23 protein-coding genes and 1 tRNA gene are annotated in these 26,854 nt (G+C 55.8%); 17 read left to right on the top strand and 7 right to left on the bottom strand.

Annotated features, from left to right (window positions below; genetic code table 11):
* Nucleotides 1-210: 210 nt before the first annotated feature.
* The gene (locus Q9J32_RS05865) at nt 211-600 is read left to right on the top strand and encodes a DUF596 domain-containing protein (protein ID WP_301883422.1); all 390 of its coding nucleotides are present in this window, start codon (nt 211-213) and stop codon (nt 598-600) included.
* A gap of 36 nt (nt 601-636) precedes the next feature.
* Here Q9J32_RS05865 and Q9J32_RS05860 read toward each other — a convergent pair whose 3' ends face one another.
* Genes Q9J32_RS05860 through Q9J32_RS05850 form a run of 3 tightly spaced genes read right to left on the bottom strand, consistent with a single transcriptional unit; the run spans nt 637 to nt 3,009 of the window.
* On the bottom strand, nt 637-795 hold the full coding sequence (locus Q9J32_RS05860; RefSeq protein ID WP_301883425.1) for a hypothetical protein: 159 nt from the start codon (nt 793-795) through the stop codon (nt 637-639).
* A gap of 7 nt (nt 796-802) precedes the next feature.
* Nucleotides 803-1,957 carry a lipid-A-disaccharide synthase gene (lpxB, locus tag Q9J32_RS05855; RefSeq protein ID WP_301883427.1) on the bottom strand — a complete coding sequence of 385 codons (1,155 nt, stop codon included), beginning with the start codon at nt 1,955-1,957 and terminating at the stop codon, nt 803-805.
* Between the two features lie 59 nt (nt 1,958-2,016).
* Nucleotides 2,017-3,009, bottom strand: coding sequence for an RluA family pseudouridine synthase (locus Q9J32_RS05850; RefSeq protein ID WP_301883429.1), 993 nt, complete (start codon nt 3,007-3,009; stop codon nt 2,017-2,019).
* Nucleotides 3,010-3,500: 491 nt separating this feature from the next.
* Here Q9J32_RS05850 and Q9J32_RS05845 point away from each other — a divergent pair, with 491 nt between their 5' ends.
* On the top strand, nt 3,501-6,260 hold the full coding sequence (locus Q9J32_RS05845) for an Rne/Rng family ribonuclease (RefSeq protein WP_301883432.1): 2,760 nt from the start codon (nt 3,501-3,503) through the stop codon (nt 6,258-6,260).
* A 431-nt stretch (nt 6,261-6,691) separates the two neighbouring features.
* Here Q9J32_RS05845 and pdxA read toward each other — a convergent pair whose 3' ends face one another.
* Entirely contained in the window at nt 6,692-7,681 is a 990-nt protein-coding gene (pdxA, locus tag Q9J32_RS05840) for a 4-hydroxythreonine-4-phosphate dehydrogenase PdxA (protein WP_301883435.1), read from the bottom strand.
* 158 nt (nt 7,682-7,839) lie between these two features.
* Between pdxA and Q9J32_RS05835 the strand changes: the two genes are divergently transcribed.
* From Q9J32_RS05835 to rnhB, 3 genes are all read left to right on the top strand, one after another.
* On the top strand, nt 7,840-9,267 hold the full coding sequence (locus Q9J32_RS05835; protein ID WP_003713203.1) for an alanine/glycine:cation symporter family protein: 1,428 nt from the start codon (nt 7,840-7,842) through the stop codon (nt 9,265-9,267).
* A 279-nt stretch (nt 9,268-9,546) separates the two neighbouring features.
* Nucleotides 9,547-11,442 (top strand): tRNA uridine-5-carboxymethylaminomethyl(34) synthesis enzyme MnmG, encoded by a 1,896-nt coding sequence (mnmG, locus tag Q9J32_RS05825; RefSeq protein ID WP_301883584.1) that lies wholly within the window; start codon nt 9,547-9,549, stop codon nt 11,440-11,442.
* Between the two features lie 68 nt (nt 11,443-11,510).
* On the top strand, nt 11,511-12,095 hold the full coding sequence (gene rnhB, locus Q9J32_RS05820) for a ribonuclease HII (RefSeq protein ID WP_118811903.1): 585 nt from the start codon (nt 11,511-11,513) through the stop codon (nt 12,093-12,095).
* 902 nt (nt 12,096-12,997) lie between these two features.
* Here rnhB and Q9J32_RS05815 read toward each other — a convergent pair.
* The 3 genes from Q9J32_RS05815 to Q9J32_RS05805 form a co-directional block, all read right to left on the bottom strand.
* The gene (locus Q9J32_RS05815) at nt 12,998-13,771 is read right to left on the bottom strand and encodes a ParA family protein (RefSeq protein WP_107819943.1); all 774 of its coding nucleotides are present in this window, start codon (nt 13,769-13,771) and stop codon (nt 12,998-13,000) included.
* Between the two features lie 98 nt (nt 13,772-13,869).
* A complete protein-coding gene (rsmG, locus tag Q9J32_RS05810; RefSeq protein ID WP_107819944.1) occupies nt 13,870-14,493 on the bottom strand; it encodes a 16S rRNA (guanine(527)-N(7))-methyltransferase RsmG in 624 nt (207 codons plus the stop codon).
* A gap of 94 nt (nt 14,494-14,587) precedes the next feature.
* A complete protein-coding gene (locus tag Q9J32_RS05805; RefSeq protein WP_107819945.1) occupies nt 14,588-15,073 on the bottom strand; it encodes a hypothetical protein in 486 nt (161 codons plus the stop codon).
* A 104-nt stretch (nt 15,074-15,177) separates the two neighbouring features.
* Here Q9J32_RS05805 and Q9J32_RS05800 point away from each other — a divergent pair.
* The 12 genes from Q9J32_RS05800 to lpxA all read left to right on the top strand — a co-directional run bounded on the left by Q9J32_RS05800 (nt 15,178) and on the right by lpxA (nt 26,813).
* Nucleotides 15,178-15,253, top strand: a tRNA-Thr gene (locus Q9J32_RS05800).
* Between the two features lie 73 nt (nt 15,254-15,326).
* Nucleotides 15,327-16,454, top strand: coding sequence for an FUSC family protein (locus tag Q9J32_RS05795; protein WP_249182713.1), 1,128 nt, complete (start codon nt 15,327-15,329; stop codon nt 16,452-16,454).
* Between the two features lie 180 nt (nt 16,455-16,634).
* Nucleotides 16,635-17,192, top strand: a complete 558-nt coding sequence (frr, locus tag Q9J32_RS05790; RefSeq protein ID WP_002244379.1) for a ribosome recycling factor — start codon at nt 16,635-16,637, stop codon at nt 17,190-17,192.
* A gap of 55 nt (nt 17,193-17,247) precedes the next feature.
* Nucleotides 17,248-17,994 carry an undecaprenyl pyrophosphate synthase gene (gene uppS, locus Q9J32_RS05785; protein ID WP_301883538.1) on the top strand — a complete coding sequence of 249 codons (747 nt, stop codon included), beginning with the start codon at nt 17,248-17,250 and terminating at the stop codon, nt 17,992-17,994.
* Between the two features lie 2 nt (nt 17,995-17,996).
* Nucleotides 17,997-18,794: a phosphatidate cytidylyltransferase gene (locus Q9J32_RS05780; RefSeq protein WP_301883540.1), complete on the top strand. Its 798-nt coding sequence runs from the start codon at nt 17,997-17,999 to the stop codon at nt 18,792-18,794.
* Between the two features lie 4 nt (nt 18,795-18,798).
* A complete protein-coding gene (gene ispC, locus Q9J32_RS05775; RefSeq protein ID WP_301883543.1) occupies nt 18,799-20,034 on the top strand; it encodes a 1-deoxy-D-xylulose-5-phosphate reductoisomerase in 1,236 nt (411 codons plus the stop codon).
* A gap of 34 nt (nt 20,035-20,068) precedes the next feature.
* Nucleotides 20,069-21,409, top strand: coding sequence for an RIP metalloprotease RseP (gene rseP / locus Q9J32_RS05770; RefSeq protein WP_301883544.1), 1,341 nt, complete (start codon nt 20,069-20,071; stop codon nt 21,407-21,409).
* 56 nt (nt 21,410-21,465) lie between these two features.
* Nucleotides 21,466-23,844 carry an outer membrane protein assembly factor BamA gene (gene bamA / locus Q9J32_RS05765; RefSeq protein WP_301883545.1) on the top strand — a complete coding sequence of 793 codons (2,379 nt, stop codon included), beginning with the start codon at nt 21,466-21,468 and terminating at the stop codon, nt 23,842-23,844.
* 65 nt (nt 23,845-23,909) lie between these two features.
* Entirely contained in the window at nt 23,910-24,410 is a 501-nt protein-coding gene (locus tag Q9J32_RS05760; protein WP_301883586.1) for an OmpH/Skp family outer membrane protein, read from the top strand.
* Between the two features lie 32 nt (nt 24,411-24,442).
* Nucleotides 24,443-25,486: a UDP-3-O-(3-hydroxymyristoyl)glucosamine N-acyltransferase gene (gene lpxD / locus Q9J32_RS05755; protein WP_301883548.1), complete on the top strand. Its 1,044-nt coding sequence runs from the start codon at nt 24,443-24,445 to the stop codon at nt 25,484-25,486.
* A 33-nt stretch (nt 25,487-25,519) separates the two neighbouring features.
* A complete protein-coding gene (gene fabZ / locus Q9J32_RS05750) occupies nt 25,520-25,969 on the top strand; it encodes a 3-hydroxyacyl-ACP dehydratase FabZ (protein ID WP_002231544.1) in 450 nt (149 codons plus the stop codon).
* A 67-nt stretch (nt 25,970-26,036) separates the two neighbouring features.
* Complete coding sequence (gene lpxA / locus Q9J32_RS05745) at nt 26,037-26,813, top strand: acyl-ACP--UDP-N-acetylglucosamine O-acyltransferase (RefSeq protein WP_301883550.1); 777 nt, start codon at nt 26,037-26,039, stop codon at nt 26,811-26,813.
* Nucleotides 26,814-26,854: the final 41 nt, after the last annotated feature.

Below are 26,854 nucleotides of genomic sequence, written 5' to 3'. Positions count from 1 at the left end.
TTTCAAAAACAATGGTTTTAAGATTTTTTGAGTCCAAGTTGGTTCCACTACTCTTATGAAATTTCAGTTGTTTAAACTCTTCCTTTATTTTAAGGAATTTTTCAACTAGCCGAGAACAAACTGGAGCAAAATGGACGATTGAGTTTAGGAATCAACCTGATTCAGTACGTGGGCAAAGATTAGAATTAAAATTTAGATAAAGGTTACGTTATGAATGTGAAGATAAAATATAATCTTTTAGAATATTGTGAATATTTAGGTGGTATTTTTGGTGTTTATAAAAATTATTTAAATATGGATATCAAAGATCCAAATTTAAAAATTAGATTTTTTGATTTTTTGGACGAACTTTTATCAGATGGTGTTATTGAATTATGTGATTATCGTGAAAATCCTCCAAAAATATTAACTGGTTCGCCAAAAACACAGGTAGATGAATTAAGAAGAATTTGGCCGGATATGGAAGAGATGTTGCTATATTTCCCAGATAATCCTTGGTTTTATGTAGAACATTTTTGGTGGGGAGCAACTTGCCCTATTGAATTGACACAATTGCCTAAAATAGAAATTTACGAAGAACAAATGAAACAAGGTAAGTAAGCGTATTAGTATAAAATATAATCATATATAACAAAATTAATCAGTTAACGGCCCATTATATTTTAACCTTAAGCCCATTCGGACCAGTTCTGCTTCATTTGGAATTTCTCTTAAATACTTATTGTTTGATGTGCCATTAATCACAATTTCTCCCCCTTTTTTTGTAATACGTGCTGCTTCGGGAAGATAATCCATTAACCGCTCAACATCCCGCCTCTTCCAAAACCGCGCGCGCAGCCAAATCCGCCGTATCTTTTTTCAACAGCAGGTGCAACACCCTGAAATCCTGTTGCAGCGCGGCAACCTTATCGGGGTGTTCATACCAGTCCGCCAACGCCGCCGCCAGTTTTTCCGGTACGGCATCATGTTGAAGCAGCTCCGGCACAGCCTCCTTACCCAACAGGATATTCGGCAGGCCGACATGCGGCACTTTGATTTTGCGTTTCACATAAGCATAAGTCAGCGGCGAAATCTTGTAGCTGATGACCATCGGACGCTTGCACAGCGCCACCTCCAAAGTTGCCGTACCGCTCGTTACCAGCACCGCATCCGCCGCCCTGCACACCGTTTCAGACTGTCTGTCGGTTACCGTCAGCGGCAGGCCGGCAAACTCCGGCCGCTGCAAAACTTCCGCCAAACGCCGCTTCGTCGCCTCAGTTGCGGCAGGCAGCAGGAAGCGGGCGGCAGGATAGCGTTTCAACAACAATAATGCCGTCTGAAAAAACACCGGCGCCATATAGTCGATTTCGCTGACGCGGCTGCCGGGCAGCAGGGCAAATACGGGGATGCCGGCATCCACGCCCAAAGTTTTCCGCGCCGTTTCACGGTCGTCTTCCAAGGGCATAAGCTGCGCCATCGGATGACCGACAAACTCCGCACGTCCGCCCGCATCGAGATAAAGCTGCGGCTCCATCGGGAACAGGCACAGCACGCGGTTGACCTGATGCACGATTTTGCCCACGCGTTCGCGCCGCCACGCCCACACCGACGGACTGACATAATGCACGGTCGGAATGCCCGCCCGTTTGAGCCGCTCCGCCACACCCAGATTAAAATCGGGCGCATCGATACCGACAAAGACATCAGGTTTCAACGACAGCAAATCCCGTACCAGCCCCCTGCGTATCCGTAAAATTTCCGGCAGCCGCCTGACCACCTCGACAAAGCCGCGCACCGCCAGCCGCTCCTGATCATAAAGGCTCTCGAAACCTTCCGCCTTCATCAGTTCCCCGCCGATGCCGGTAAACCGCGCCTGCGGGCAACGCTTTCGGATGGCGCGTATCAGGTGCGCCCCCAACAGGTCGCCCGACGCTTCGCCGACACTGACGGCAATCAAAGGGCTTTTTTTATCAGCCATATTCGTCCCCACACTTTCACGTCCCGATGCCGTCTGAAGGCTTCAGACGGCATCGGGGTTCACATTTTCGTCCCGTTTTCCAACATCGCCGCAAACTGCGCCAAGTCCGGCGGCAGCTCCGCCTTCAACACCAGCGGCTCACCAGTGAGCGGATGGTTCAGGTGCAGCTCGGACGCGTGCAAAAACATCCGCTTCAAACCCAACTTCTGCAAACGCCGATTCGCCTGATAATCGCCGTAGCGTTCGTCGCCCGCAATCGGACAGCCTTGAGATTGCAGGTGCACGCGGATTTGGTGCGTGCGCCCCGTTTTCAGCGTCGCCCGCACCAAAGTCAGGTGCGACAGCCCGACACCGTGCAAAATGCCGTCTGAAAAACGGCTTAACACACGGAACACCGTATGCGCAGCCTGCCCGTCCTCGCTGACGCGCACCATCTTTTCGCCTTGTGCGCCCGTATATTTGAACAGGGGCAGCCTGACGTGGAAATTGTCGTCCGGCAGTTTGCCCACCCCCAGCGCAAGGTAGATTTTTTTGGGGTGGTCGTTACGGATGGCTTCGTGAAGTTTGACGAGCGCGCTGCGTTTCTTCGCCACCATCAACAAGCCGCTCGTATCCTTGTCCAAACGGTGAACCAACTCCAAATACTTCGCCTCCGGACGGGCGCGGCGCAACTGTTCGATAACGCCGAAACTCACGCCGCTGCCGCCGTGTACCGCCACGCCGGAAGGCTTATTGACCACCAGCAGCGCGTCGTCCTCATACACCGCCTCAAACGCACGCGCCGGTACGACGGCACGCCTTTCAGACGGCATTTCCTTCTCCGCCACGCGCACAGGCGGAATCCGTACCATATCCCCTTCCGCAATACGGCTGTCGGGTTTGCAGCGTTTCTTGTTCAACCGTACCTCGCCGGCGCGGATAATGCGGTGGATATGGCTCTTGGGAACACCCTTGAGGATTTTTATCAGATAGTTATCAAGGCGTTGACCCGCCTCATGTTCGGCAACCCCTATCAAGCTGACCGAATCTTTGCTTATTTCGTGCGTTTTCATCTATAATCCGAACGTCCGTTTCAGCAGAAAGCGCGCCCGCCGCGCCCCTGAAACGGTTTACTTTAAAACGGAATTTTATATTAAAAACGCACTCCGCAAAGCATTTTCCCTGCGCCTGTTCCCAGCCGGCAGGCGCAGAACGTAGTCAAGTTTGAATTGATTTTGCCGTTTCGGCGCGGAAGTAAGACGGCAGCCGGGTCCAAGCCCCAAACGCAAACCGCCCGAAAACACAGGCATAACGATAACAAGAAGAAGCCGGCACCCACTTTTCCGACCGCAGCGTTCGGAACGCGGCAGACAGACCGCCGCATCGATCTTTATAGCCTTCTTTATCCGACCCTTCCGCACACGGTTCTCCGGAACGTGCATCCCTGCGGATTTTCAACTCAAAAACTGATTACCGGTTTTATCCGAAGACATCGGAAAACCCAGCCTTACGGAATGCCGAACCGGACCGGCGCGCCCGAATGCCGCCCGTCCACGAGGTGATCATGAAAAGAATGTTATTTAACGCAACGCAGGCCGAAGAGCTGCGCGTTGCCATCGTCGACGGACAAAACCTGCTGGATTTGGACATCGAAACGCTGGGCAAAGAACAGCGCAAAGGCAATATCTACAAAGGCATCATTACCCGCATCGAGCCGTCGCTGGAAGCGTGTTTCGTCGATTACGGAACCGACCGCCACGGCTTTTTGCCGTTTAAAGAAGTATCGCGTTCGTATTTCCTCGGCTACGAAGGCGGGCGCGCGCGCATCCAAGACGTGCTCAAAGAAGGTATGGAAGTCATCGTCCAAGTCGAAAAAGACGAGCGCGGCAACAAAGGCGCGGCGCTGACCACCTTCATCAGCCTCGCCGGACGCTATCTGGTATTGATGCCGAACAACCCGCGCGGCGGCGGCGTATCCCGCCGTATCGAAGGCGAAGAGCGTCAAGAGTTGAAAGCCGCCATGGCGGAACTCGACATTCCGAACGGCATGAGCATCATCGCCCGCACCGCAGGCATCGGCCGCAGTGCGGAAGAGTTGGAATGGGACTTGAACTACCTCAAACAACTCTGGCAAGCCATTGAAGAAGCAGGCAAAGCACACCATGACCCTTACCTGCTCTTTATGGAAAGCTCACTGCTGATCCGTGCGATTCGAGACTATTTCCGTCCCGATATCGGTGAGATTTTGGTGGACAATCAAGAAGTTTACGACCAAGTTGCCGAGTTCATGAGCTACGTCATGCCGAGCAATGTAGGCCGTCTGAAACTCTATCAAGACCACACGCCGCTGTTCTCCCGTTTCCAAATCGAACACCAAATTGAAAGCGCGTTCTCACGCAGCGTCAGTCTGCCTTCCGGCGGCGCGATTGTGATCGACCACACCGAAGCCCTGGTTTCCATCGACGTCAACTCTGCCCGCGCCACACGCGGCTCTGACATTGAAGACACCGCGTTCAAAACCAATATGGAAGCCGCCGAAGAGGTTGCCCGTCAAATGCGCCTGCGCGACTTGGGTGGTTTGGTCGTCATCGACTTCATCGACATGGAAAATCCGAAACATCAGCGCGATGTTGAAAACGTCCTGCGCGATGCGCTCAAAAAAGACCGCGCCCGCGTGCAAATGGGCAAACTTTCGCGTTTCGGCCTTTTGGAATTGAGCCGCCAACGTTTGAAACCGGCTTTGGGCGAAAGCAGCCATGTTGCGTGTCCGCGCTGTGCCGGTACCGGTGTCATCCGCGGTATCGAATCGACCGCCCTGCACGTTTTGCGCATCATTCAAGAAGAAGCAATGAAAGACAACACCGGCGAAGTACACGCCCAAGTGCCCGTCGATGTCGCCACCTTCCTGCTGAACGAAAAACGCGCCGAGCTGTTTGCGATGGAAGAGCGTTTGGATGTGAACGTCGTCCTGATTCCGAACATCCACCTCGAAAATCCGCACTACGAAATCAACCGCATCCGCACCGACGACGTAGAAGAAGACGGCGAACCGAGCTACAAGCGCGTTGCCGAGCCTGAAGAAGACGAATCCGCCAAACCGTTCGGCGGCGAAAAAGCCAAAGCCGCCCGTCCCGAACCCGCCGTCAAAGGCGTGCGCCACACCAGCCCCGCCCCGACTGCCACCCCCAGGAAAAAAACCTCCTGGTGGGACAGCTTCAAAGCATGGCTCAAACGCATTTTCGGCGGCAGCGAAACCCAAGCCGCACCCGCTGCCGAAACCTCCGAAAAACGCAGCACGGCAAACCGCAGCGGCAGCCGCGCCAACAACCGCCGCCAAAACCCGCGCCGCAGCAAACGCGAAGGCAGCAAAGTAGAAGTCCGCGAAGTGGCAGGCAAAACTGCCGGACAGGAAGCGCGTGCCGACAAAGCCGAAACGCGCAACAACGGCAACCGCCGCCGCAGCGAACGCGGCGACCATGCCGCCGAACGTGCCAACGAAGCGGAAATTCAAGGCCGCAACGTACAGCCTGCCGCAACCGTTGCAGATGCCGCACCGTCCGAAACCGAAGTGCAAACCGGCAAACGCCGCCGCAACGGCAGCCGTAACGAACGCAGCCAAACCGCGCCGGAAACCGCCGCCGTTGCCGAAACAGCCGTTCAGACAGCGGAAAACACGCCATCCGAACCGCATACCGCAGAAGACAAAGGCAGCAAGCCCAAATCCGAACGCAACCGCCGCGAACGCGACAGCCGAGACGCCAAAGAACGCCGCGAGCGCAACAATCAGCGCGACCGCCGTCAAAACGGCAAAAAACGCAATATTCCGTCTGCCGCCAAAATCGAGCAGTACCTGAATATTCACGACACCGCCGACAAAGTCCGTTCCGCTGTCGCCCATGTTTTCGGGGAAAACGATGCAAATGCTCCGATTACCGTCAGCATTGCCGAACCGGTTGCAGAAAGGGACGTTCCGACAGCATCTCCCACCGTTTCAAACAACGACGCACTGGTTTATGATGCGGCGGAAAAAATCCGTCAGGCGGTTGCCGCCATCCTTCCCGAAGGCGTAGCACCGAAAGCCGAAGCACAGGAAATGCCGTCTGAAACCGCAACCTTTACGGCTGCGGCGGAACAGGCACGGGAAACCGCACAAACCGGCGGACTCGTCCTGATTGAAACCGACCCTGTCGCATTGAAGGCATGGGCGGCACAACCCGAAGTTCAAACCGAACGAGGTTTGCGCCGTTCCGAACAGCCCAAGCCGGAAGAAGCCGCAACCGTCCCTGCCGAAGAAATGATCCAAGTCGAAACCCGGCAAGGCTGAACCGACGGCGGCAAAAAGAGGTTCTGTTTCGCAGAACCTCTTTTTTACATGGGTTCGGATACCTGCAATACCGTCTGAAACAATTTCAGACGGCTTTTTTTACGGCATACGCGAATGACGGGGCTTTTATCATCTTTAAATATTGCCGCCGCCCGAAGGTCTGGATTCCCACCACCTTTCGCCATTCCCGTGAAAACGGGAATCTAGAACCTCTAAACTTTCGGATAACCTTTGAATATTGCCGCCGCCCGAAGGTCCGGATTCCCGCAACATTCCGTCATTCCCGTGAAAACGGGAATCTAGAACCTCAAACTTTCAGATAATCTTTGAATATTGCCGCTATCCCAAGGTCTGGATTCCCGCCTACGCGGGAATGACGGCGGCGGGTGGACGATGCCGCCTGCGCGGGAATGACGGGTCTTTTATCATCTTTAAAGGCTGCCGCGCGCCATCTCGACGGCGGTCTCCACGGCAGTTATCAGGCTGCCGGAATCTGCCCTGCCGGTTGCCGCCAAATCGAGCGCGGTGCCGTGATCGACGGAGGTGCGGATAAAGGGCAGCCCCAGCGTGATGTTCACGCCCTGTCCGAAGCTGTGGTATTTCAACACGGGCAGCCCTTGGTCGTGGTACATCGCCAATACGGCATCCGCGCCTTCGAGCATAAACGGTTGGAACAGCGTATCTGCCGGATACGGGCCGGCGAGGTTTATCCCTTCGCCGCGCAGGTTTTCGAGCGCGGGGATAATGGTGTCGGTTTCTTCGTGTCCGAGGTGTCCGCCTTCGCCGGCGTGGGGGTTGAGTCCGGCGACTAGGATTTTGGGATTTTTGATGCCGAATTTGTGTTTTAAGTCGTGATGCAGAATGCGTGCGACGCTTTCAATCAACGGTTGCGTGATGGCGGCGGCAACGTCTTTCAGCGGCAGGTGGGTCGTTACGAGGGCGACGCGCAGGCCTTTGCCGGCAAGCATCATCACGACCTGCCCCGTGCCGCTTTTTTCCGCCAGATATTCGGTGTGTCCGCTGAAAAAACCTGTGCTTGCGCGCGCGTCGTTGATGATGCCTTTGTGCAGCGGCGCGGTAACGATGCCGTCGAAAATGCCGTCTGAAATGCCTGCGAACGCGGTGTCTAGAAGTTGCAGCACATAGGCGGCGTTGGCGGGATTGAGCCGCCCGGCCTCAACCGCTTTGGCGGTCGGAATGTGCAGCACTTCCAGCTCGCCGTATGCCGCACCGCCTGATTCCGGATTGAAGTCGCGCAAGACGACGCTTTTGCCCAAGGCTTCGGCGCGCGCGCGCAACAGGTTTTTGTCGCCCAATACCGCGCAGCGGCAGGGCAGGCGTGCAAATGCCAAGTCCAAACAAATATCGGGGCCGATGCCGGCAGGCTCGCCGGAAGTAACGGCAAAAACAGGCTGTTTCATCGTGTTTGCTCCAAACAAAATGCGATTCTAACGCCACAGCCGCGCAGCGATGTAAATTTTTCTGATTTTGTTGACAATCTGCTAGAATAGAAGTTTACAAAATTTAAACCCTGCTTACATACCGCCATATGTGCGGGTTTCAACTTTAAGGAAGCGATATGAACGAGAACTTTACCGAATGGCTGCACGGCTGGGTCGGCGCCATCAACGATCCGATGTGGTCGTACTTGGTTTATATGCTTTTGGGTACGGGGCTTTTCTTCACCGTAACCACGGGCTTTGTCCAATTCCGCCTGTTCGGGCGCAGCATCAAAGAAATGCTCGGCGGCCGCAAACAGGGGGACGACCCTCACGGCATCACGCCGTTTCAGGCATTTGTAACCGGCCTTGCCAGCCGCGTGGGCGTGGGCAATATCGCGGGCGTGGCAATCGCCATCAAAGTCGGCGGGCCGGGCGCGGTGTTTTGGATGTGGGTAACCGCCTTAATCGGTATGAGTTCGGCGTTTGTCGAATCTTCGCTGGCGCAGCTCTTTAAAGTCCGCGACTACGACAACCACCATTTCCGGGGCGGCCCCGCCTACTACATCACTCAAGGGCTGGGGCAGAAATGGCTGGGCGTGTTGTTCGCCCTGAGTCTGATTTTCTGTTTCGGCTTTGTGTTTGAAGCGGTTCAGACCAATACCATCGCCGATACCGTCAAAGCGGCGTGGGGCTGGGAGCCTCATTATGTCGGCGTCGCCCTGGTGATTTTAACCGCGCCGATTATCTTCGGCGGCATCAGGCGCGTATCTAAAGCGGCGGAAATCGTCGTGCCCCTGATGGCGGTTTTGTACCTCTTTATCGCGCTTTTCATCATTTTGACCAATATTCCGATGATTCCGGACGTGTTCGGTCAGATTTTTTCGGGCGCGTTCAAATTCGACGCGGCAGCAGGCGGCTTCCTCGGCGGTCTGATTTCGCAAACGATGATGATGGGCATCAAACGCGGCCTGTATTCCAACGAGGCGGGTATGGGTTCCGCGCCGAACGCCGCCGCCGCCGCCGAAGTGAAACACCCTGTTTCGCAAGGTATGATTCAAATGCTGGGCGTGTTTGTCGATACCATCATCGTTTGCTCTTGCACCGCCTTCATCATCTTGATTTACCAACAGCCTTATGGCGATTTGAGCGGTGCGGCGCTGACGCAGGCGGCGATTGTCAGCCAAGTGGGGCAATGGGGCGCGGGCTTCCTCGCCGTCATCCTGTTTATGTTTGCCTTTTCCACCGTTATCGGCAACTATGCCTATGCCGAGTCCAACGTCCAATTCATCAAAAGCCATTGGCTGATTACCGCCGTTTTCCGTATGCTGGTTTTGGCGTGGGTCTATTTCGGCGCGGTTGCCAATGTGCCTTTGGTCTGGGATATGGCGGATATGGCGATGGGCATTATGGCGTGGATCAACCTTGTCGCCATCCTGCTGCTCTCGCCACTGGCGTTTATGCTGCTGCGCGATTACACCGCCAAGCTGAAAATGGGCAAAGACCCCGAGTTCAAACTTTCCGAACATCCGGGCCTGAAACGCCGCATCAAATCCGACGTTTGGTAAATCCCGCCCTTACCGGAGCCGCTTCCCCGCGAAGCGGCTTTTCCCTTTCCGCGCACTGTATAGTAGATTAAATTTAAATCAGGACAAGGCGACGAAGCCGCAGACAGTACAAAAATAGTACGGCAAGGCGAGGCAACGCTGTACTGGTTTAAATTTAATCCACTATAAAAACAGGGCGAACAAGCGTACAATCCCAACCCTTTACTTTTGAATCCATTTCGTTTTTCAGACGGCATCCTGCTTGGAATGCCGTCTGAAAAACCGATAGGCAATACACACATGACCCACATGATTTACCCCAAAACCTACGACGTGATTGTCGTCGGCGGCGGACACGCAGGCACGGAAGCCGCGCTTGCCGCCGCCCGTATGGGCGCACAGACGCTTTTGCTCACACACAATATCGAAACGCTCGGACAAATGTCGTGCAACCCCTCCATCGGCGGCATCGGCAAAGGCCATCTTGTGCGCGAACTCGACGCGCTCGGCGGCGCAATGGCGTTGGCGACCGACAAATCAGGCATCCAGTTCCGCCGCTTGAACGCCAGCAAAGGCGCGGCAGTACGAGCCACGCGTGCGCAGGCAGACCGTATCCTATATAAAGCCGCCATCCGCGAAATGCTGGAAAACCAAGAAAATCTGGAGCTTTTCCAACAGGCCGTCGAAGACGTAACACTCGACGGCGAACGCATCAGCGGCGTGGTTACCGCGATGGGCGTGGAATTTAAAGCACGCGCCGTGGTGCTGACCGCCGGCACGTTTTTGTCCGGCAAAATCCACATCGGTTTGGAAAACTACGAAGGCGGCCGCGCCGGTGATCCTGCCGCCAAATCGCTGGGCGGACGTTTGCGCGAATTGAAGCTGCCGCAAGGCCGTCTGAAAACCGGCACGCCGCCGCGTATTGACGGACGCACGATTGACTTCTCCCAACTCACCGAACAGCCCGGCGACACGCCCGTTCCCATCATGTCCGTGCGCGGCAACGCCGATATGCACCCGCGCCAAGTGTCCTGCTGGATTACGCATACCAATTTGAAAACCCACGACATCATCCGTTCGGGCTTCGACCGCAGCCCGATGTTTACCGGCAAAATCGAAGGCGTGGGCCCGCGTTATTGTCCGTCTATCGAAGACAAAATCAACCGCTTCGCCGATAAAGACAGCCACCAGATTTTCCTCGAACCCGAAGGCCTGACCACGCACGAATACTATCCAAACGGTATCTCCACCAGCCTGCCGTTCGACATTCAAATCGCGCTCGTCCGCAGTATGAAAGGTTTGGAAAACGCCCATATCCTGCGCCCCGGTTACGCCATCGAATACGACTACTTCGATCCGCGCAACCTCAAAGCCAGCCTCGAAACCAAAACCATTGAGGGACTGTTTTTCGCCGGGCAAATCAACGGCACGACCGGCTACGAAGAAGCCGCCGCGCAAGGTTTATTGGCAGGCGCGAACGCCGTGCAATACGTCCGCGGACAAGACCCGCTCCTGCTGCGCCGCGAACAAGCCTACCTCGGCGTATTGGTGGACGACCTCATCACCAAAGGCGTGAACGAGCCTTACCGGATGTTCACCAGCCGCGCCGAATACCGCCTGCAACTCAGGGAAGACAACGCCGACATGCGCCTGACCGAAGACGGCTACAAAATCGGCTTGGTGTCCGAAGCGCAATGGCGCATGTTCAACGAAAAACGCGAAGCCATCGAACGCGAAATCCAACGCTTGAAAACAACGTGGTACACGCCGCAAAAACTCGCCGAAGAAGAGCAGCTGCGCGTATTCGGCCAAAAACTCAGCCGCGAAGCCAACCTGCACGACCTACTGCGCCGCCCCAACCTTGACTACGCCGTGCTGATGACGCTCGAAGGCGCGATGCCGTCTGAAAACCTCTCCGCCGAAGTGGTCGAACAAGTCGAAATCCAAGTCAAATACCAAGGCTATATCGACCGCCAAAACGAAGAAATCGGCAGCCGCCGCGACATCGAAACCTTAAAACTGCCCGACGGCATCGATTACGGCAAAGTCAAAGGCTTGTCGGCAGAAGTGCAGCAAAAGCTCAACCAGCACAAACCCGAAACCGTCGGGCAGGCAAGCCGCATTTCCGGCGTAACGCCTGCGGCAGTGGCACTGCTGATGGTGCATTTGAAGCGCGGGTTTAAAGACGCGAAATAAACACATCGGTGCGATGCCGTCTGAAACCCTTTTCAGACGGCATTCCCACCATCCCGACAGGAAACATCATGCACATACTGACCGCCGGCGTGGACGAGGCAGGACGCGGGCCTTTAGTCGGCAGCGTGTTTGCCGCCGCCGTCATCCTTCCGGAAACATTCGACCTGCCCGGACTGACCGACTCCAAAAAACTCAGCGAGAAAAAACGCGACGCACTTGCCAAAATGATTAAAGAACAGGCGGCCGCGTGGCACGTCGCCGCCGCCTCGCCCGAAGAAATCGCCAGCCTCAACATCCTGCACGCCACCATGCTCGCGATGAAACGCGCCGTTGACGGCTTGGCTGTGCATCCCGAAAAAATATTCATCGACGGCAACCGCATTCCAGAACATTTAGGCATCCCTGCCGAAGCCGTCGTCAAAGGCGACAGCAAAATCATCGAAATCTCCGCCGCATCCGTTTTGGCAAAGACCGCCCGCGATGCAGAAATGTACGCACTGGCGCAACGCCATCCCCAATACGGTTTCGACAAACACAAAGGTTACGGCACGAAGCAGCATTTGGAAGCCCTCAAACAATACGGCGTGCTGCCCGAACACCGCCGCGACTTCGCCCCCGTCAGAAACCTGCTCGCGCAGCAGACGCTGTTTTAAACCGGCACAAAAATGCCGTCTGAACTTCAGACGGCATTTCCAGCATCGCAACTTCAAAGAGAAAGAACCCAAACCGTCATTCCCGCGCAGGCGGTAATTTATAGTGGATTAACAAAAATCAGGACAAGGCGACGAAGCCGCAGACAGTACAAACAGTACGGAACCGATTCACTTGGTGCTTCAGCACCTTAGAGAATCGTTCTCTTTGAGCTGAGGCGAGGCAACGCTGTACTGGTTTTTGTTAATCCACTATAGTTTTTTGGGTTTCAGTTGTTTTTAAGTTTCGGGAAACTTCCCAACCGTCATTCCCGCGAAAAACAGAAAATCAAAAAAGAAACCTAAAAGCCATCATTCCCAAGCAGACGGGAATCCAATCCGTCCGGTTTCCGTTTTTTTTTTTTTGAATTTCAGGTAACTTCCAAACCGTCATTCCCGCAAAAGCGGGAATCTAGTTCGTTGAGTTTCAGTTATTTAGAATAAATTTTGAAACTTTAATCCCGTCATTCCCGCGAAAGCGGGAATCCGGAACGTAAAATCTAAAGAAACCGTTTTCCCGATAAGTTTCCGTACCGACAGACCTAGATTCCCGCCTGCGCGGGAATGACGATATTTCAGTTTTCTGTTTTTGATTTTTTTTGTTTTTGCGGGAATGACGATATAGTGGATTAACAAAAATCAGGACAAGGCAACGAAGCCGCAGACAGTATAAATAGTACGGAACCGATTCACTTGGTGCTTGAGCACCTTAGAGAATCGTTCTCTTTGAGCTAAGGCGAGGCAACGCCGTACTGGTTTTTGTTAATCCACTATAAATGACGATATAAGTATTTTTATTTTAATCCGCCATATTAACGCACCCGGCCAAACAGCATAAAGGCACGTGCAGCCCGATTTGGATTGACCTATTTCCCCGACACCCTCGCCGCCAGCTCGTCCGCCAAGGCAAGATACGCCTTGGTACCCTTTGCCTGCGCGTCGTAAGCCATCACCGGCATACCGTGGCTCGGTGCTTCCGCAAGGCGGATATTGCGCGGGATGACGGTTTCAAACAGCAAATCCCCGAAATGGCTGCGCAACTGTTCGCTGACTTCGGCAACCAGCCTGCTGCGGCTGTCGTACATCGTGCGCACGATGCCCGTGATGTCCAAATCGGGATTGATTGCCTGACGGATTTTTCGGACGGTTGCAATCAGGTCGGAAATCCCTTCCAGCGCGTAATATTCGCACAACATTGGCACAATCACGCCGCCCGCCGCCACCAAGCCGTTAAGTGTCAACAGCGTCAGCGAAGGCGGACAGTCGATCAGGATAAAGTCGTAATCTTCCGCCACTGCCTTGAGCGCGTTTTTCAAACGTACTTCCCGGGCGATTTCCTGCACCAGCTCGATTTCCGCACCGGCAAGCGCGCGGTTCGCGCCCAACACAGCGTATCCGCCCTCTTTGCTGCGTACCGCCGCCGATTTCACGTCCGCATCGCCCAATAAGACCTGATAAACGCCGGACTGCAAACTCGCCTTGTCGATACCGCTGCCCGTCGTCGCATTGCCCTGCGGATCCAAATCGACCACCAGCACGCGTTTGCCGCGCGATGCCAGCGAAGCCGCCAAATTTACCGTCGTCGTCGTTTTGCCCACACCGCCCTTCTGATTGGCGATGGCAAGGATGTTCGCACTCATGTCCCGCCCGTGTCCCGTCTGATGTTGAAAAAAGAAAAACAGTGCGGAATTTTACCTTTATCCGCACAAAAAAGGTATTCATGCCGTCTGAAGCGCGCTCAACGCTTGCTCAGGATGACGATATGGCGTTCCGCATCCAAGCCCGGCACATCGAGCCTTTGGACTTTTTCGACGCACACATCCTGCGGCAGGCGGCCGATTTCTTCCTGCGGATATACGCCCTTCATCGCCGCCCAGTATCCGCCGTCTTTCAACAGATGCCCCGTCCAAGACACAAAATCCGCCAGTTCTGCAAACGCACGGCTGGTAATCACGTCGGCACGTACGTCCAAAACCGCCTCCACGCGTCCGGATACCACGCGCACATTGTCCAATCCCAACTCGATAACCGCCTGCCGCAAAAAAGCCGTTTTCTTCGTATTCGCATCCAACAGCGTAATCTGCAAATCGGGACGGCACACCGCCGCCGGAATGCCGGGCTGGCCGCCGCCCGAACCGACATCCAGCATCGTCTGTGCGCCTTCGATATGGGGCAGCAGCGTCAGGCTGTCCAAAAGATGATGGACAACCATTTTTTCCTCGTCGCGCAGGGCGGTCAGATTGTAGGTTTTGTTCCACTTTTTCAACAAATCCACATAGGCCAAAAGCCTGTCCTGCGCCGTTTCCGAAATATCCAGCCCCATCGCGGCAATGCCTGCACGCAGGCGTTCTTTACGTTCCATATATGCTTCCTGTCCATATTCAGGCGTAATGTTAGCGGAAAAACATACCGTCTGAAACCGCGTATCGGGTTTCAGACGGCATTCCCGTTCCAACCTATTTTTTCCTGTGAAACACCACCGGCTGCACCGGCGCGCGCGTCAGGCGTTTGGGCAGCGTCAGCATAGACACCAGCCACACGGCAAACGCATATTCCGACACCGCCTCCCCGCGCAGCCCGCCCAAAGCGGCACTGCCCAACAACAGCTCGAGAATCCAAGCCACCGCCGCCGCCGCGCAAGCCGCCACGCCCGACAGAAACAGCGCGTAACGCGAATGCCGCCGCATCATCTTTTTGTACGCCAGCTTCGTCAGACCCGCTGATACAACCACATTCAAAAACGCAAACACGCCATACACAAACCACACCACGCCGTCCCAACCGCCACGCCAACCGAATCCGCCGTCCGACACCGACACCGTCAGCCCCGCCCGTCCGAACGCAAGCGCAAAGGCATCATGCACCGCCAACGCAAACGGCAGCGTCAAAAACACCAGCCCCGCAAACAGAGCCGTATAGGGATATTTCTCGTTCACATACATCGCCGACCCTCCTCACGAAGCAAACCGCATTATACCGTGCAAAACCCGTGCAGCCGCCCGAAAAGTTGCACAAACAACCGTTCATATATATCATAACGAAAAAAGCCGGTGTAGCTCAGTCGGTAGAGCAGCGCATTCGTAACGCGAAGGTCGGGGGTTCGATTCCCTTCTCCGGCACCAATACCAAGCACAGACCCTCCCTACCCCGGGAAGCCTGTGCTTTTTCACATTTCCGCTTCAGACGGCAACCGATATGAACACCTCGCAACGCAACCGCCTCGTCAGCCGCTGGCTCAACTCCTACGAACGCTACCGCCACCGCCGCCTCATCCACGCCGTGCGGCTCGGCGGGGCCGTCCTGTTCGCCACCGCACTCGCCCGGCTGCTCCATCTCCAACACGGCGAATGGATAGGCATGACCGTCTTCGTCGTCCTCGGCATGCTCCAGTTCCAAGGCGCGATTTACTCCAAGGCGGTGGAACGTATGCTCGGCACGGTCATTGGACTGGGTGCGGGTTTGGGCGTCTTATGGCTGAACCAGCATTATTTCCACGACAATCTCCTCTTCTACCTTACCGTCGGCACGGCAAGCGCACTGGCCGGTTGGGCGGCGGTCGGCAAAAACGGTTACGTCCCTATGCTGGCGGGGCTGACGATGTGCATGCTCATCGGCGACAACGGCAGCGAATGGCTCGACAGCGGCCTCATGCGCGCCATGAACGTCCTCATCGGCGCGGCCATCGCCATTGCCGCCGCCAAACTGCTGCCGCTGAAATCCACACTGATGTGGCGTTTCATGCTTGCCGACAACCTGACCGACTGCAGCAAAATGATTGCCGAAATCAGCAACGGCAGGCGTATGACGCGCGAACGCCTCGAGGAGAACATGGCGAAAATGCGCCAAATCAACGCACGCATGGTCAAAAGCCGCAGCCACCTCGCCGCCACATCGGGCGAAAGCCGCATCAGCCCCGCTATGATGGAAGCCATGCAGCATGCCCACCGTAAAATCGTCAACACCACCGAGCTGCTCCTGACCACCGCCGCCAAGCTGCAATCTCCCAAACTCAACGGCAGCGAAATCCGGCTGCTCGACCGCCACTTCACCCTGCTCCAAACCGACCTGCAACAAACCGTCGCCCTCATCAACGGCAGACACGCCCGCCGTATCCGCATCGATACCGCCATCAACCCCGAACTGGAAGCCCTCGCCGAACACCTCCACTACCAATGGCAGGGCTTCCTCTGGCTCAGCACCAATATGCGTCAGGAAATTTCCGCCCTCGTCATCCTGCTGCAACGCACCCGCCGCAAATGGCTGGATGCCCACGAACGCCAACACCTGCGCCAAAGCCTGCTTGAAACACGGGAACACAGTTGACGGTCAAACACGATGCCGTCTGAAACGCCTGCCGCTTCAGACGGCATCCCCAATCCGCCTACCTTGTCGTCATGCCCGAATAACGGTACTATTCGCAGTTAACAGTTTTCATGCCGTCTGAAAGGTTTGAAGCACGTTTCAGACGGCTGCCCGCTTACCTTATCTTACCGAAAGAACAATATGATCAACGATATTCAAAAAACAGCCGAAGGCAAGATGCAGCGTTCGGTCGAAGTACTGAAAGAAAATCTGGCGAAAGTGCGTACCGGCCGCGCGCATACCGGCCTGCTCGACCAAGTGGAAGTCGAATACTGGGGCAGCATGGTCCCCGTCAGCCAGGTTGCCAACGTAACGCTTCTGGACGCGCGCACCATCGGCGTGAAACCGTTTGAAAGCAATATGGCGGCCAAAGTCGAGAAAGCCATCCGCGATTCAAACTTGGGACTGAACCCGGCAGCGGTCGGCGACCTGATTCGCGTGCCGATGCCCATGCTGACCGAGGAACGCCGCAAAGACCTGATTAAAGTCGTACGCGGCGAAGCGGAAGAAGGCCGCGTCTCTATCCGCAACGTGCGCCGCGATGCCAACGACCACATCAAAAAACTCCTCAAAGACAAAGAAATTTCCGAAGACGAGGCACGTCGCGGCGAAGAAGCGGTTCAAAAACTGACCGACAAATACATTACCGAAGCCGACAAACTCCTGACTGCCAAAGAAGAAGATTTGATGGCAATTTAACCTGCACGGTTCGGCGTTCAGACGGCATTTGAACGCCGAACCGCGAAAGGCAGACATGAAAAGCAGCACGCAGGCCGTTTTAGAACACACCGCCATTCCCAAGCATATCGCCGTAATTATGGACGGCAACGGCCGTTGGGCGAAAAAGCGTTTCCTCCCGCGCATAATGGGACACAAACGCGGTTTGGACGCATTGGAAAATATGGTGAAGCATTGCGCCAAACTGGGTGTGCAATATCTGACCGTGTTTGCCTTTTCAACCGAAAACTGGCGCCGCCCCGAAGACGAAGTTTCGTTCCTGATGGGGCTGTTTTTACAGGCTTTGCAAAAACAGGTACGCCGTCTGCACGAAAACAATATGCGCCTGAAAATACTGGGCAGCCGCGAACGCTTTAATCGGCAGATTCTGCAAGGCATCAAAGAGGCGGAAGCCTTGACGGCAAACAATACCGGTCTGACCCTGAGCATTGCCGCCGATTACGGCGGACGTTGGGACATTTTGCAGGCGGCAAACAAGCTGATTGCCGAAGGCGTATCCGAGATTACGGAAGACACGCTGGCCAAACACTTGATGCTGGGCGATGCACCGGAACCGGATTTGTTCATCCGCACCGGCGGCGAAACGCGCATCAGCAATTTCCTGCTCTGGCAAATGGCTTATGCCGAACTGTATTTCACCGATATTTTGTGGCCCGATTTTGACGGCAAGGCTTTGGACGATGCCGTCGCTTCGTTCCAAAAACGCGAACGGCGGTTCGGACGCACCTCCGAGCAACTGCCTATCGAACAGCAAAGGAACTGAATATGCTGAAACAACGGGTAATAACCGCTATGTGGCTGCTGCCGCTGATGCTGGGCATGCTGTTTTACGCGCCGCAATGGTTGTGGGCTGCATTTTGCGGGCTGATTGCCCTGATTGCCTTGTGGGAATATGCCCGTATGGGCGGTTTGTGCAAAATCAAAACCAACCATTACCTCGCCGCAACCTTGGTTTTCGGCGTGGTTGCCTATGCGGGCGGCTGGATGCTGCCTAATTTGGTTTGGTATGTTGTTTTGGCATTTTGGCTCGCCATCATGCCTTTATGGTTGAGATTCAAATGGAGGCTCAACGGCGGTTGGCAGGTTTATGCCGTCGGCTGGCTTCTGGTCATGCCGTTTTGGTTCGCGCTCCTATCCCTGCGCCCGAATCCCGATGATGCCCTTCCGCTGCTCGCCGTCATGGGTCTGGTCTGGGTTGCCGACGTTTGCGCGTATTTCAGCGGCAAGGCGTTCGGTAAACACAAAATCGCACCGGCAATCAGCCCCGGCAAAAGCTGGGAAGGCGCAATCGGCGGCGCGGTTTGCGTGGCCGTGTACATGACTGCCGTACGAAGTGCCAGCTGGCTGGCATTCGATACAGGCTGGTTCGATACCGTGTTAATCGGTTTGGTGCTGACCGTTGTCAGCGTATGCGGTGATCTGTTGGAAAGCTGGCTCAAACGTGCGGCGGGCATCAAAGACAGCAGCAAGCTGCTGCCCGGACACGGCGGCGTGTTTGACCGCACCGACAGCCTGATTGCCGTTATCAGCGTCTATGCGGCGATGATGTCGGTTTTAAATTGATTCTATGCCGTCTGAAAACGCTTCAGACGGCATCTGGTATAAAGTTATCCTCATTATGACACCACAAGTCCTGACCATATTAGGCAGTACCGGCAGCATAGGCGAAAGCACGCTGGACGTTGTCTCCCGCCACCCCGAAAAATTCCGCGTATTCGCGCTGGCAGGGCATAAGCAGGTCGAGAAACTGGCGGCTCAATGTCAAACGTTCCGCCCCGAATATGCCGTCGTTGCCGATGCGGAACACACCGCCCGGCTTGAAGCCCTGTTGAAACGCGACGGCACGGCGACGCAGGTTTTACACGGCGCGCAGGCATTGATCGATGTTGCCTCTGCCGGCGAAGTCAGCGGTGTCATGTGCGCCATCGTCGGGGCGGCGGGGCTGCCTTCCGCGCTCGCAGCGGCGCAAAAAGGCAAAACCATTTATCTGGCGAACAAAGAGACGCTGGTGGTTTCCGGCGCGTTGTTTATGGAAACCGCCCGTGCAAACGGTGCGGCAGTGTTGCCTATCGACAGCGAACACAACGCCATTTTCCAAGTTTTGCCGCGTGATTACACAGGCCGTCTGAACGAACACGGCATCCGCTCGATTATCCTGACCGCTTCCGGCGGCCCGTTTCTGACGGCCGATTTAGGCACGTTCGACAGCATTACGCCCGCGCAAGCGGTCAAACACCCCAATTGGAGTATGGGGCGCAAAATCTCCGTCGATTCCGCCACCATGATGAACAAAGGTTTGGAGCTGATTGAAGCGCATTGGCTGTTCAACTGCCCGCCTGATAAACTCGAAGTCGTCATCCATCCGCAATCCGTGATACACAGCATGGTGCGCTACCGCGACGGCTCCGTGTTGGCGCAACTGGGCAATCCCGATATGCGTACGCCCATCGCGTATTGTTTGGGTTTGCCCGAGCGCATCGATTCGGGTGTCAGCGACCTTGATTTCGACGCATTGTCCGCGCTGACCTTCCAAAAGCCCGACTTTGACCGCTTCCCCTGCCTGAAGCTCGCCTATGAAGCCATGAACGCAGGCGGAGCCGCGCCCTGCGTATTGAACGCCGCCAACGAAGCCGCCGTCGCCGCCTTTTTGGACGGGCAGATTAAGTTTACCGACATTGCCAAAACCGTCGCCCACTGCCTCGCACAAGACTTTTCAGACGGCATAGGCGATATAGGGGAGCTCTTGGCGCAAGATGCCCGGACACGCGCACAGGCGCGGGCATTTATCGGCACACTGCGCTGATGCCGTCTGAACACCGTTATCAAAGGAAAATCATTTGCAAACCCTGATCGCCTTTATCGCCGCCATCCTGATTTTGGTCAGCCTGCACGAATTCGGACACTACATCGTCGCCAGATTGTGCGGCGTCAAGGTTGTGCGCTTTTCCGTCGGCTTCGGCAAACCATTTTTCACCCGAAAGCGCGGCGACACCGAATGGTGCCTCGCCCCGATTCCGTTGGGCGGTTACGTCAAAATGGTCGATACGCGCGAAGGCGAAGTATCAGAAGCCGATTTACCCTACGCTTTTGACAAACAACACCCCGCCAAACGCATCGCCATCGTCGCCGCAGGCCCGCTGACCAACCTCGCACTGGCGGTTTTGCTTTACGGCTTAAGTTTTTCCTTCGGCGTTACCGAAATCCGCCCCTATGTCGGCACAGTCGAACCCGACACCATTGCCGCCCGCGCCGGCTTCCAAAGCGGCGATAAAATACAATCCGTCAACGGCACACCCGTTGCAGATTGGGGCAGCGCGCAAACCGAAATCGTCCTCAACCTCGAAGCCGGCAAAGTCGCCGTCGCCGTTCAGACGGCATCGGGCGCGCAAACCGTCCGCACCATCGATGCCGCAGGCACGCCGGAAGCCGGCAAAATCGCAAAAAACCAAGGCTACATCGGGCTGATGCCCTTTAAAATCACAACCGTTGCCGGCGGCGTGGAAAAAGGCAGCCCCGCCGAAAAAGCAGGTCTGAAACCGGGCGACAGGCTGACTGCCGCCGACGGCAAACCCATCGCCTCATGGCAGGAATGGGCAAACCTGACCCGCCAAAGCCCCGGCAAAAAAATCACCCTGACCTACGAACGCGCCGGACAAACCCACACCGCCGACATCCGCCCCGATACTGTCGAACAGCCCGACCACACCCTGATCGGGCGCGTCGGCCTCCGTCCGCAGCCGGACAGGGCGTGGGACGCGCAGATCCGCCGCAGCTACCGTCCGTCTGTTGTCCGCGCATTCGGCATGGGCTGGGAAAAAACCGTTTCCCACTCATGGACAACCCTCAAATTTTTCGGCAAACTGATTAGCGGCAACGCCTCCGTCAGCCATATTTCCGGGCCACTGACCATTGCCGATATTGCCGGACAGTCCGCCGAACTCGGCTTGCAAAGTTATTTGGAATTTTTAGCGTTGGTCAGCATCAGCCTCGGCGTGCTGAACCTGCTGCCCGTCCCCGTTTTGGACGGCGGGCACCTCGTGTTTTATACTGCCGAATGGATACGCGGCAAACCTTTGGGCGAACGCGTCCAAAACATCGGTTTGCGCTTCGGGCTCGCCCTCATGATGCTGATGATGGCGGTCGCCTTCTTCAACGACGTTACCCGGCTGCTCGGTTAGATTTTACGTTTCGGAATGCCGTCTGAAACCGCATTCCGCACCACAAGGAACTTACGATGAAACTGAAACAGATTGCTTCCGCACTGATGATGTTGGGCATATCGCCTTTGGCATTTGCCGACTTCACCATCCAAGACATCCGCGTCGAAGGCTTGCAGCGTACCGAGCCGAGCACCGTATTCAACTACCTGCCCGTCAAAGTCGGCGATACCTACAACGACGATCGCGGCGGGGAAATCATCAAAAGCCTGTACGCCACCGGCTTTTTCGACGACGTGCGCGTCGAAACTGCGGACGGGCAGCTCCTGCTGACCGTCATCGAACGCCCCACCATCGGCTCGCTCAACATCACCGGCGCAAAAATGCTGCAAAACGACGCCATCAAGAAAAACCTCGAATCGTTCGGGCTGGCGCAGTCGCAATACTTTAATCAGGCGACACTCAATCAGGCAGTCGCCGGACTGAAAGAAGAATACCTCGGACGCGGCAAACTCAATATCCAAATCACGCCCAAAGTAACCAAACTCGCCCGCAACCGCGTCGACATCGACATCACGATTGACGAGGGCAAATCCGCCAAAATTACCGACATCGAATTTGAAGGCAACCAAGTCTATTCCGACCGCAAACTGATGCGGCAGATGTCCCTGACCGAAGGCGGCATTTGGACCTGGCTGACACGAAGCAACCAATTCAACGAGCAGAAATTTGCCCAAGACATGGAAAAAGTAACCGACTTCTACCAAAACAACGGCTACTTCGATTTCCGTATCCTCGATACCGACATCCAAACCAACGAAGACAAAACCAAGCAGACCATCAAAATCACCGTCCACGAAGGCGGACGTTTCCGCTGGGGCAAAGTGTCGATTGAAGGCGACACCAACGAAGTCCCCAAGGCCGAACTGGAAAAACTGCTGACCATGAAGCCCGGCAAATGGTACGAACGTCAGCAGATGACCGCCGTTTTAGGTGAGATTCAGAACCGCATGGGCTCGGCAGGCTACGCATACAGCGAAATCAGCGTACAGCCGCTGCCGAACGCCGAAACCAAAACCGTCGATTTCGTCCTGCACATCGAACCGGGCCGGAAAATCTACGTCAACGAAATCCACATCACCGGCAACAACAAAACCCGCGACGAAGTCGTCCGCCGCGAATTGCGCCAAATGGAATCTGCGCCTTACGACACCTCCAAGCTGCAACGTTCCAAAGAGCGCGTCGAGCTGTTGGGCTACTTCGACAACGTACAGTTTGATGCCGTCCCGCTTGCCGGCACGCCCGACAAAGTCGATTTGAACATGAGCCTGGCCGAACGCTCCACCGGCTCGCTCGACTTGAGCGCGGGCTGGGTGCAGGATACCGGTTTGGTGATGTCTGCCGGCGTATCGCAGGACAACCTCTTCGGCACGGGCAAATCCGCATCCGTGCGCGCCTCACGAAGCAAAACCACGCTCAACGGCTCGCTGTCGTTTACCGACCCGTACTTCACGGCAGACGGGGTCAGCCTGGGCTACGATATTTACGGAAAAGCCTTCGACCCGCGCAAAGCATCGACCAGTGTCAAACAATATAAAACCACCACCGTCGGCGGCGGCGTAAGGATGGGTATCCCCGTTACCGAATACGACCGCGTGAATTTCGGTCTGGCGGCGGAACACCTGACCGTCAACACCTACAACAAAGCACCCAAACGCTATGCCGACTTTATCAAACAATACGGCAAAACCAACGGCACAGACGGCAGCTTCAAAGGCTGGCTGTACAAAGGTACCGTCGGCTGGGGGCGCAACAAAACCGACAATGCCCTGTGGCCGACGCGCGGCTACCTGACCGGCGTGAATGCCGAAATCGCCCTGCCCGGCAGCAAACTGCAATACTACTCCGCCACCCACAACCAAACCTGGTTCTTCCCCCTGAGCAAAACCTTCACGCTGATGCTCGGCGGCGAAGCCGGCTATGCCAACGGCTACAGCAAAACCAAAGAAATCCCCTTCTTTGAAAACTTCTACGGCGGCGGTCTGGGTTCGGTGCGCGGCTACGAAAGCGGCACGCTCGGTCCGAAAGTGTATGACGAATACGGCGACAAAATCAGCTACGGCGGCAACAAAAAAGCCAACGTTTCCGCCGAGCTGCTCTTCCCGATGCCCGGTGCGAAAGACGCGCGCACCGTCCGCCTGAGCCTGTTTGCCGACGCAGGCAGCGTATGGGACGGCAAAACCTATACCGCCGCCGAAAGCGGCAACAACAAATCGGTTTACCCGGAAAACGCGCACAAATCCACCTTTACCAACGAATTGCGCTATTCCGCCGGCGGCGCGGTTACCTGGCTCTCGCCTTTGGGCCCGATGAAATTCAGCTACGCCTACCCGCTGAAGAAAAAACCGGAAGACGAAATCCAACGCTTCCAATTCCAACTCGGCACGACGTTCTAATCCCGCAAATGCCGTCTGAAGCCCTTCAGACGGCATTTCGCGGCAACATCCGAAGGAGTTTTACCATGACCCGTTTGACCCGCGCGTTTGCCGCCGCCCTGATCGGTTTGTGCTGCACCGCAGGCGCGCACGCCGACACCTTCCAAAAAATCGGCTTTATCAACACCGAGCGCATCTACCTCGAATCCAAGCAGGCGCGCGAGATTCAAAAAACGCTGGACGGCGAATTTTCCGCCCGCCAGGACGAATTGCAAAAACTGCAACGCGAAGGTTTGGATTTGGAAAGGCAGCTTGCCGAAGGCAAACTCAAAGACGCAAAAAAGGCGCAAGCCGAAGAAAAATGGCGCGAACTGGTCGCGTCGTTCCGCAAAAAACAGGCGCAGTTTGAAGAAGACTACAACCTCCGCCGCAACGAAGAGTTTGCCTCCCTCCAGCAAAACGCCAACCGCGTCATCGTCAAAATCGCCAAACAGGAAGGTTACGATGTCATTTTGCAGGACGTGATTTACGTCAACACCCAATACGACGTTACCGACAGCGTCATTAAAGAAATGAACGCCCGCTGACCCTTTCAGACGGCATACCGAACAGGAAAACCATGATTCCGGCCACCTACACCCTGTCCCAAATCACCGCGCGGCTCGGCGGCGAATGGCGCGGCGAGGACATTTCCGTTACTGCCGTGCGCCCGCTCGCAGACGCGCAGGCGGAACACATCAGCTTCCTCGCCAACCCGAAATACAAAGCCGAAGTCCACGACAGCAGCGCGGGCGCGGTCATCGTTTCCGCCAAAGCGGCAGACGGATTTGAAGGGCGCAACCTGATTGTCGCCGACGACCCCTATCTCTATTTCGCCAAAGTCGCGCGCCTGTTTTCACCCGTCGTCAAAGCGCGCGGCGGCATCCATCCGACCGCCGTCGTCGAACCGGGCGCAACCGTTCCCGCAAGCTGCGAAATCGGCGCGAACGCCTACATCGGCGCGAACACCGTACTCGGCGAAGGCTGCCGCATCTTGGCAAACGCCGTCGTCCAACACGATTGCCGTTTAGGTGATGAAGTTGTTTTACATCCCAACGCCGTCGTTTATTACGGTTGCACACTCGGCAACCGCGTCGAAATCCACAGCGGCGCGGTCATCGGCGCAGACGGCTTCGGACTCGCCTTCGCCGGCGACTCGTGGTTTAAAATCCCGCAAACCGGCGCGGTAACGCTGGGCGACGACGTAGAAATCGGTTCAAACACCAACATCGACCGGGGCGCGATGAGCGACACCACCGTCGGCAACGGCACCAAAATCGACAACCAAGTCCAAATCGGACACAACTGCAAAATCGGTTCGCACACCGTCATCGCCGCCAAAACCGGCATCTCAGGCAGCGTAACCATAGGCAGCTACTGCATCATCGGCGGCGGCGTCGGCACGGTCGGACACATCGAAATCGCCGACAAAACCACCATCGGCGGCGGCACGTCCGTCACCCACAGCATTACCGAAAGCGGCAAACACCTCGCCGGCATCTTCCCGATGTCCGAGCATAAAGAATGGGCGCGCAACGCCGTTTACATCCACCGCTTAAGCGAAATGAACAAACGCCTCAAAACGCTGGAACAGCAGCTTTCAGACGGCAAAGACACGCAATAAATCCAAACCGATTTTTCCAAGGAACACAAAAACATGGACGTACAACTCCCTATCGAAGCCAAAGACATCCAAAAACTCATCCCCCACCGCTACCCGTTTCTCCAGCTCGACCGCATCACCGCTTTCGAGCCGATGAAAACCCTGACCGCCATCAAAAACGTAACCATAAACGAACCGCAGTTCCAAGGCCACTTTCCCGACCTGCCCGTGATGCCCGGCGTACTCATCATCGAAGCGATGGCGCAAGCCTGCGGCACACTCGCCATCCTCAGCGAAGGCGGCCGCAAGGAAAACGAATTCTTCTTCTTCGCCGGTATAGACGAAGCCCGTTTCAAACGCCAAGTCATCCCCGGCGACCAACTCGTCTTTGAAGTCGAGCTGCTGACCAGCCGGCGCGGCATCGGCAAATTCAACGCCGTTGCCAAAGTAGATGGGCAAGTCGCCGTTGAAGCCGTGATTATGTGCGCCAAACGCGTGGTTTGATGCACATGATGCCGTCTGAACATCCTCACAGGCCTTCAGACGGCATACCCATCCGAAGGAACAAAATATGCCCCTCATCCACCCGACCGCCGTCATCGACCCCAAAGCCGAACTCGACTCCAGCGTCAAAGTCGGCGCGTACACCGTTATCGGCCCCAACGTCCAAATCGGTGCGAATACAGAAATCGGTCCGCACGCCGTCATCAACGGCCACACCACCATCGGCGAAAACAACCGCATTTTCCAATTTGCCAGCCTCGGCGAAATTCCGCAGGACAAAAAATACCGCGACGAGCCGACCCGGCTGATTATCGGCAACGGCAACACCATCCGCGAATTTACAACGTTCAACCTCGGAACAGTTACCGGCATCGGCGAAACCCGTATCGGCGACGACAACTGGATTATGGCGTACTGCCACCTCGCGCACGACTGCGTGGTCGGCAACCACACCATCTTCGCCAACAACGCCTCGCTTGCCGGACACGTTACCATCGGCGACTACGTCGTTTTGGGCGGCTACACGCTGGTTTTCCAATTCTGCCGCATCGGCGACTACGCCATGACCGCCTTCGCCGCAGGCGTACACAAAGACGTACCGCCCTACTTTATGGCATCGGGCTACCGCGCCGAACCGGCGGGGCTCAACAGCGAAGGCATGCGCCGCAACGGTTTTACCGCAGAGCAGATTTCCGCCGTCAAAGACGTGTACAAAACCCTCTACCATCGCGGCATTCCGTTTGAAGAGGCCAAGGCAGACATTCTCCGCCGCGCCGAAACCCAAGCCGAACTTGCCGTATTCCGAGACTTTTTCGCACAATCGACGCGCGGCATCATCCGCTGACCGTATCCTTTTGATGCCGTCTGAAACCTCCAAAAGCGTTT

This window comes from Neisseria uirgultaei, from assembly GCF_962719845.1.
Lineage (GTDB): Bacteria > Pseudomonadota > Gammaproteobacteria > Burkholderiales > Neisseriaceae > Neisseria > Neisseria bergeri.
Note: the sequence above shows the minus strand (reverse complement) of the source record. Positions and strands in the feature narration are given on the sequence as shown.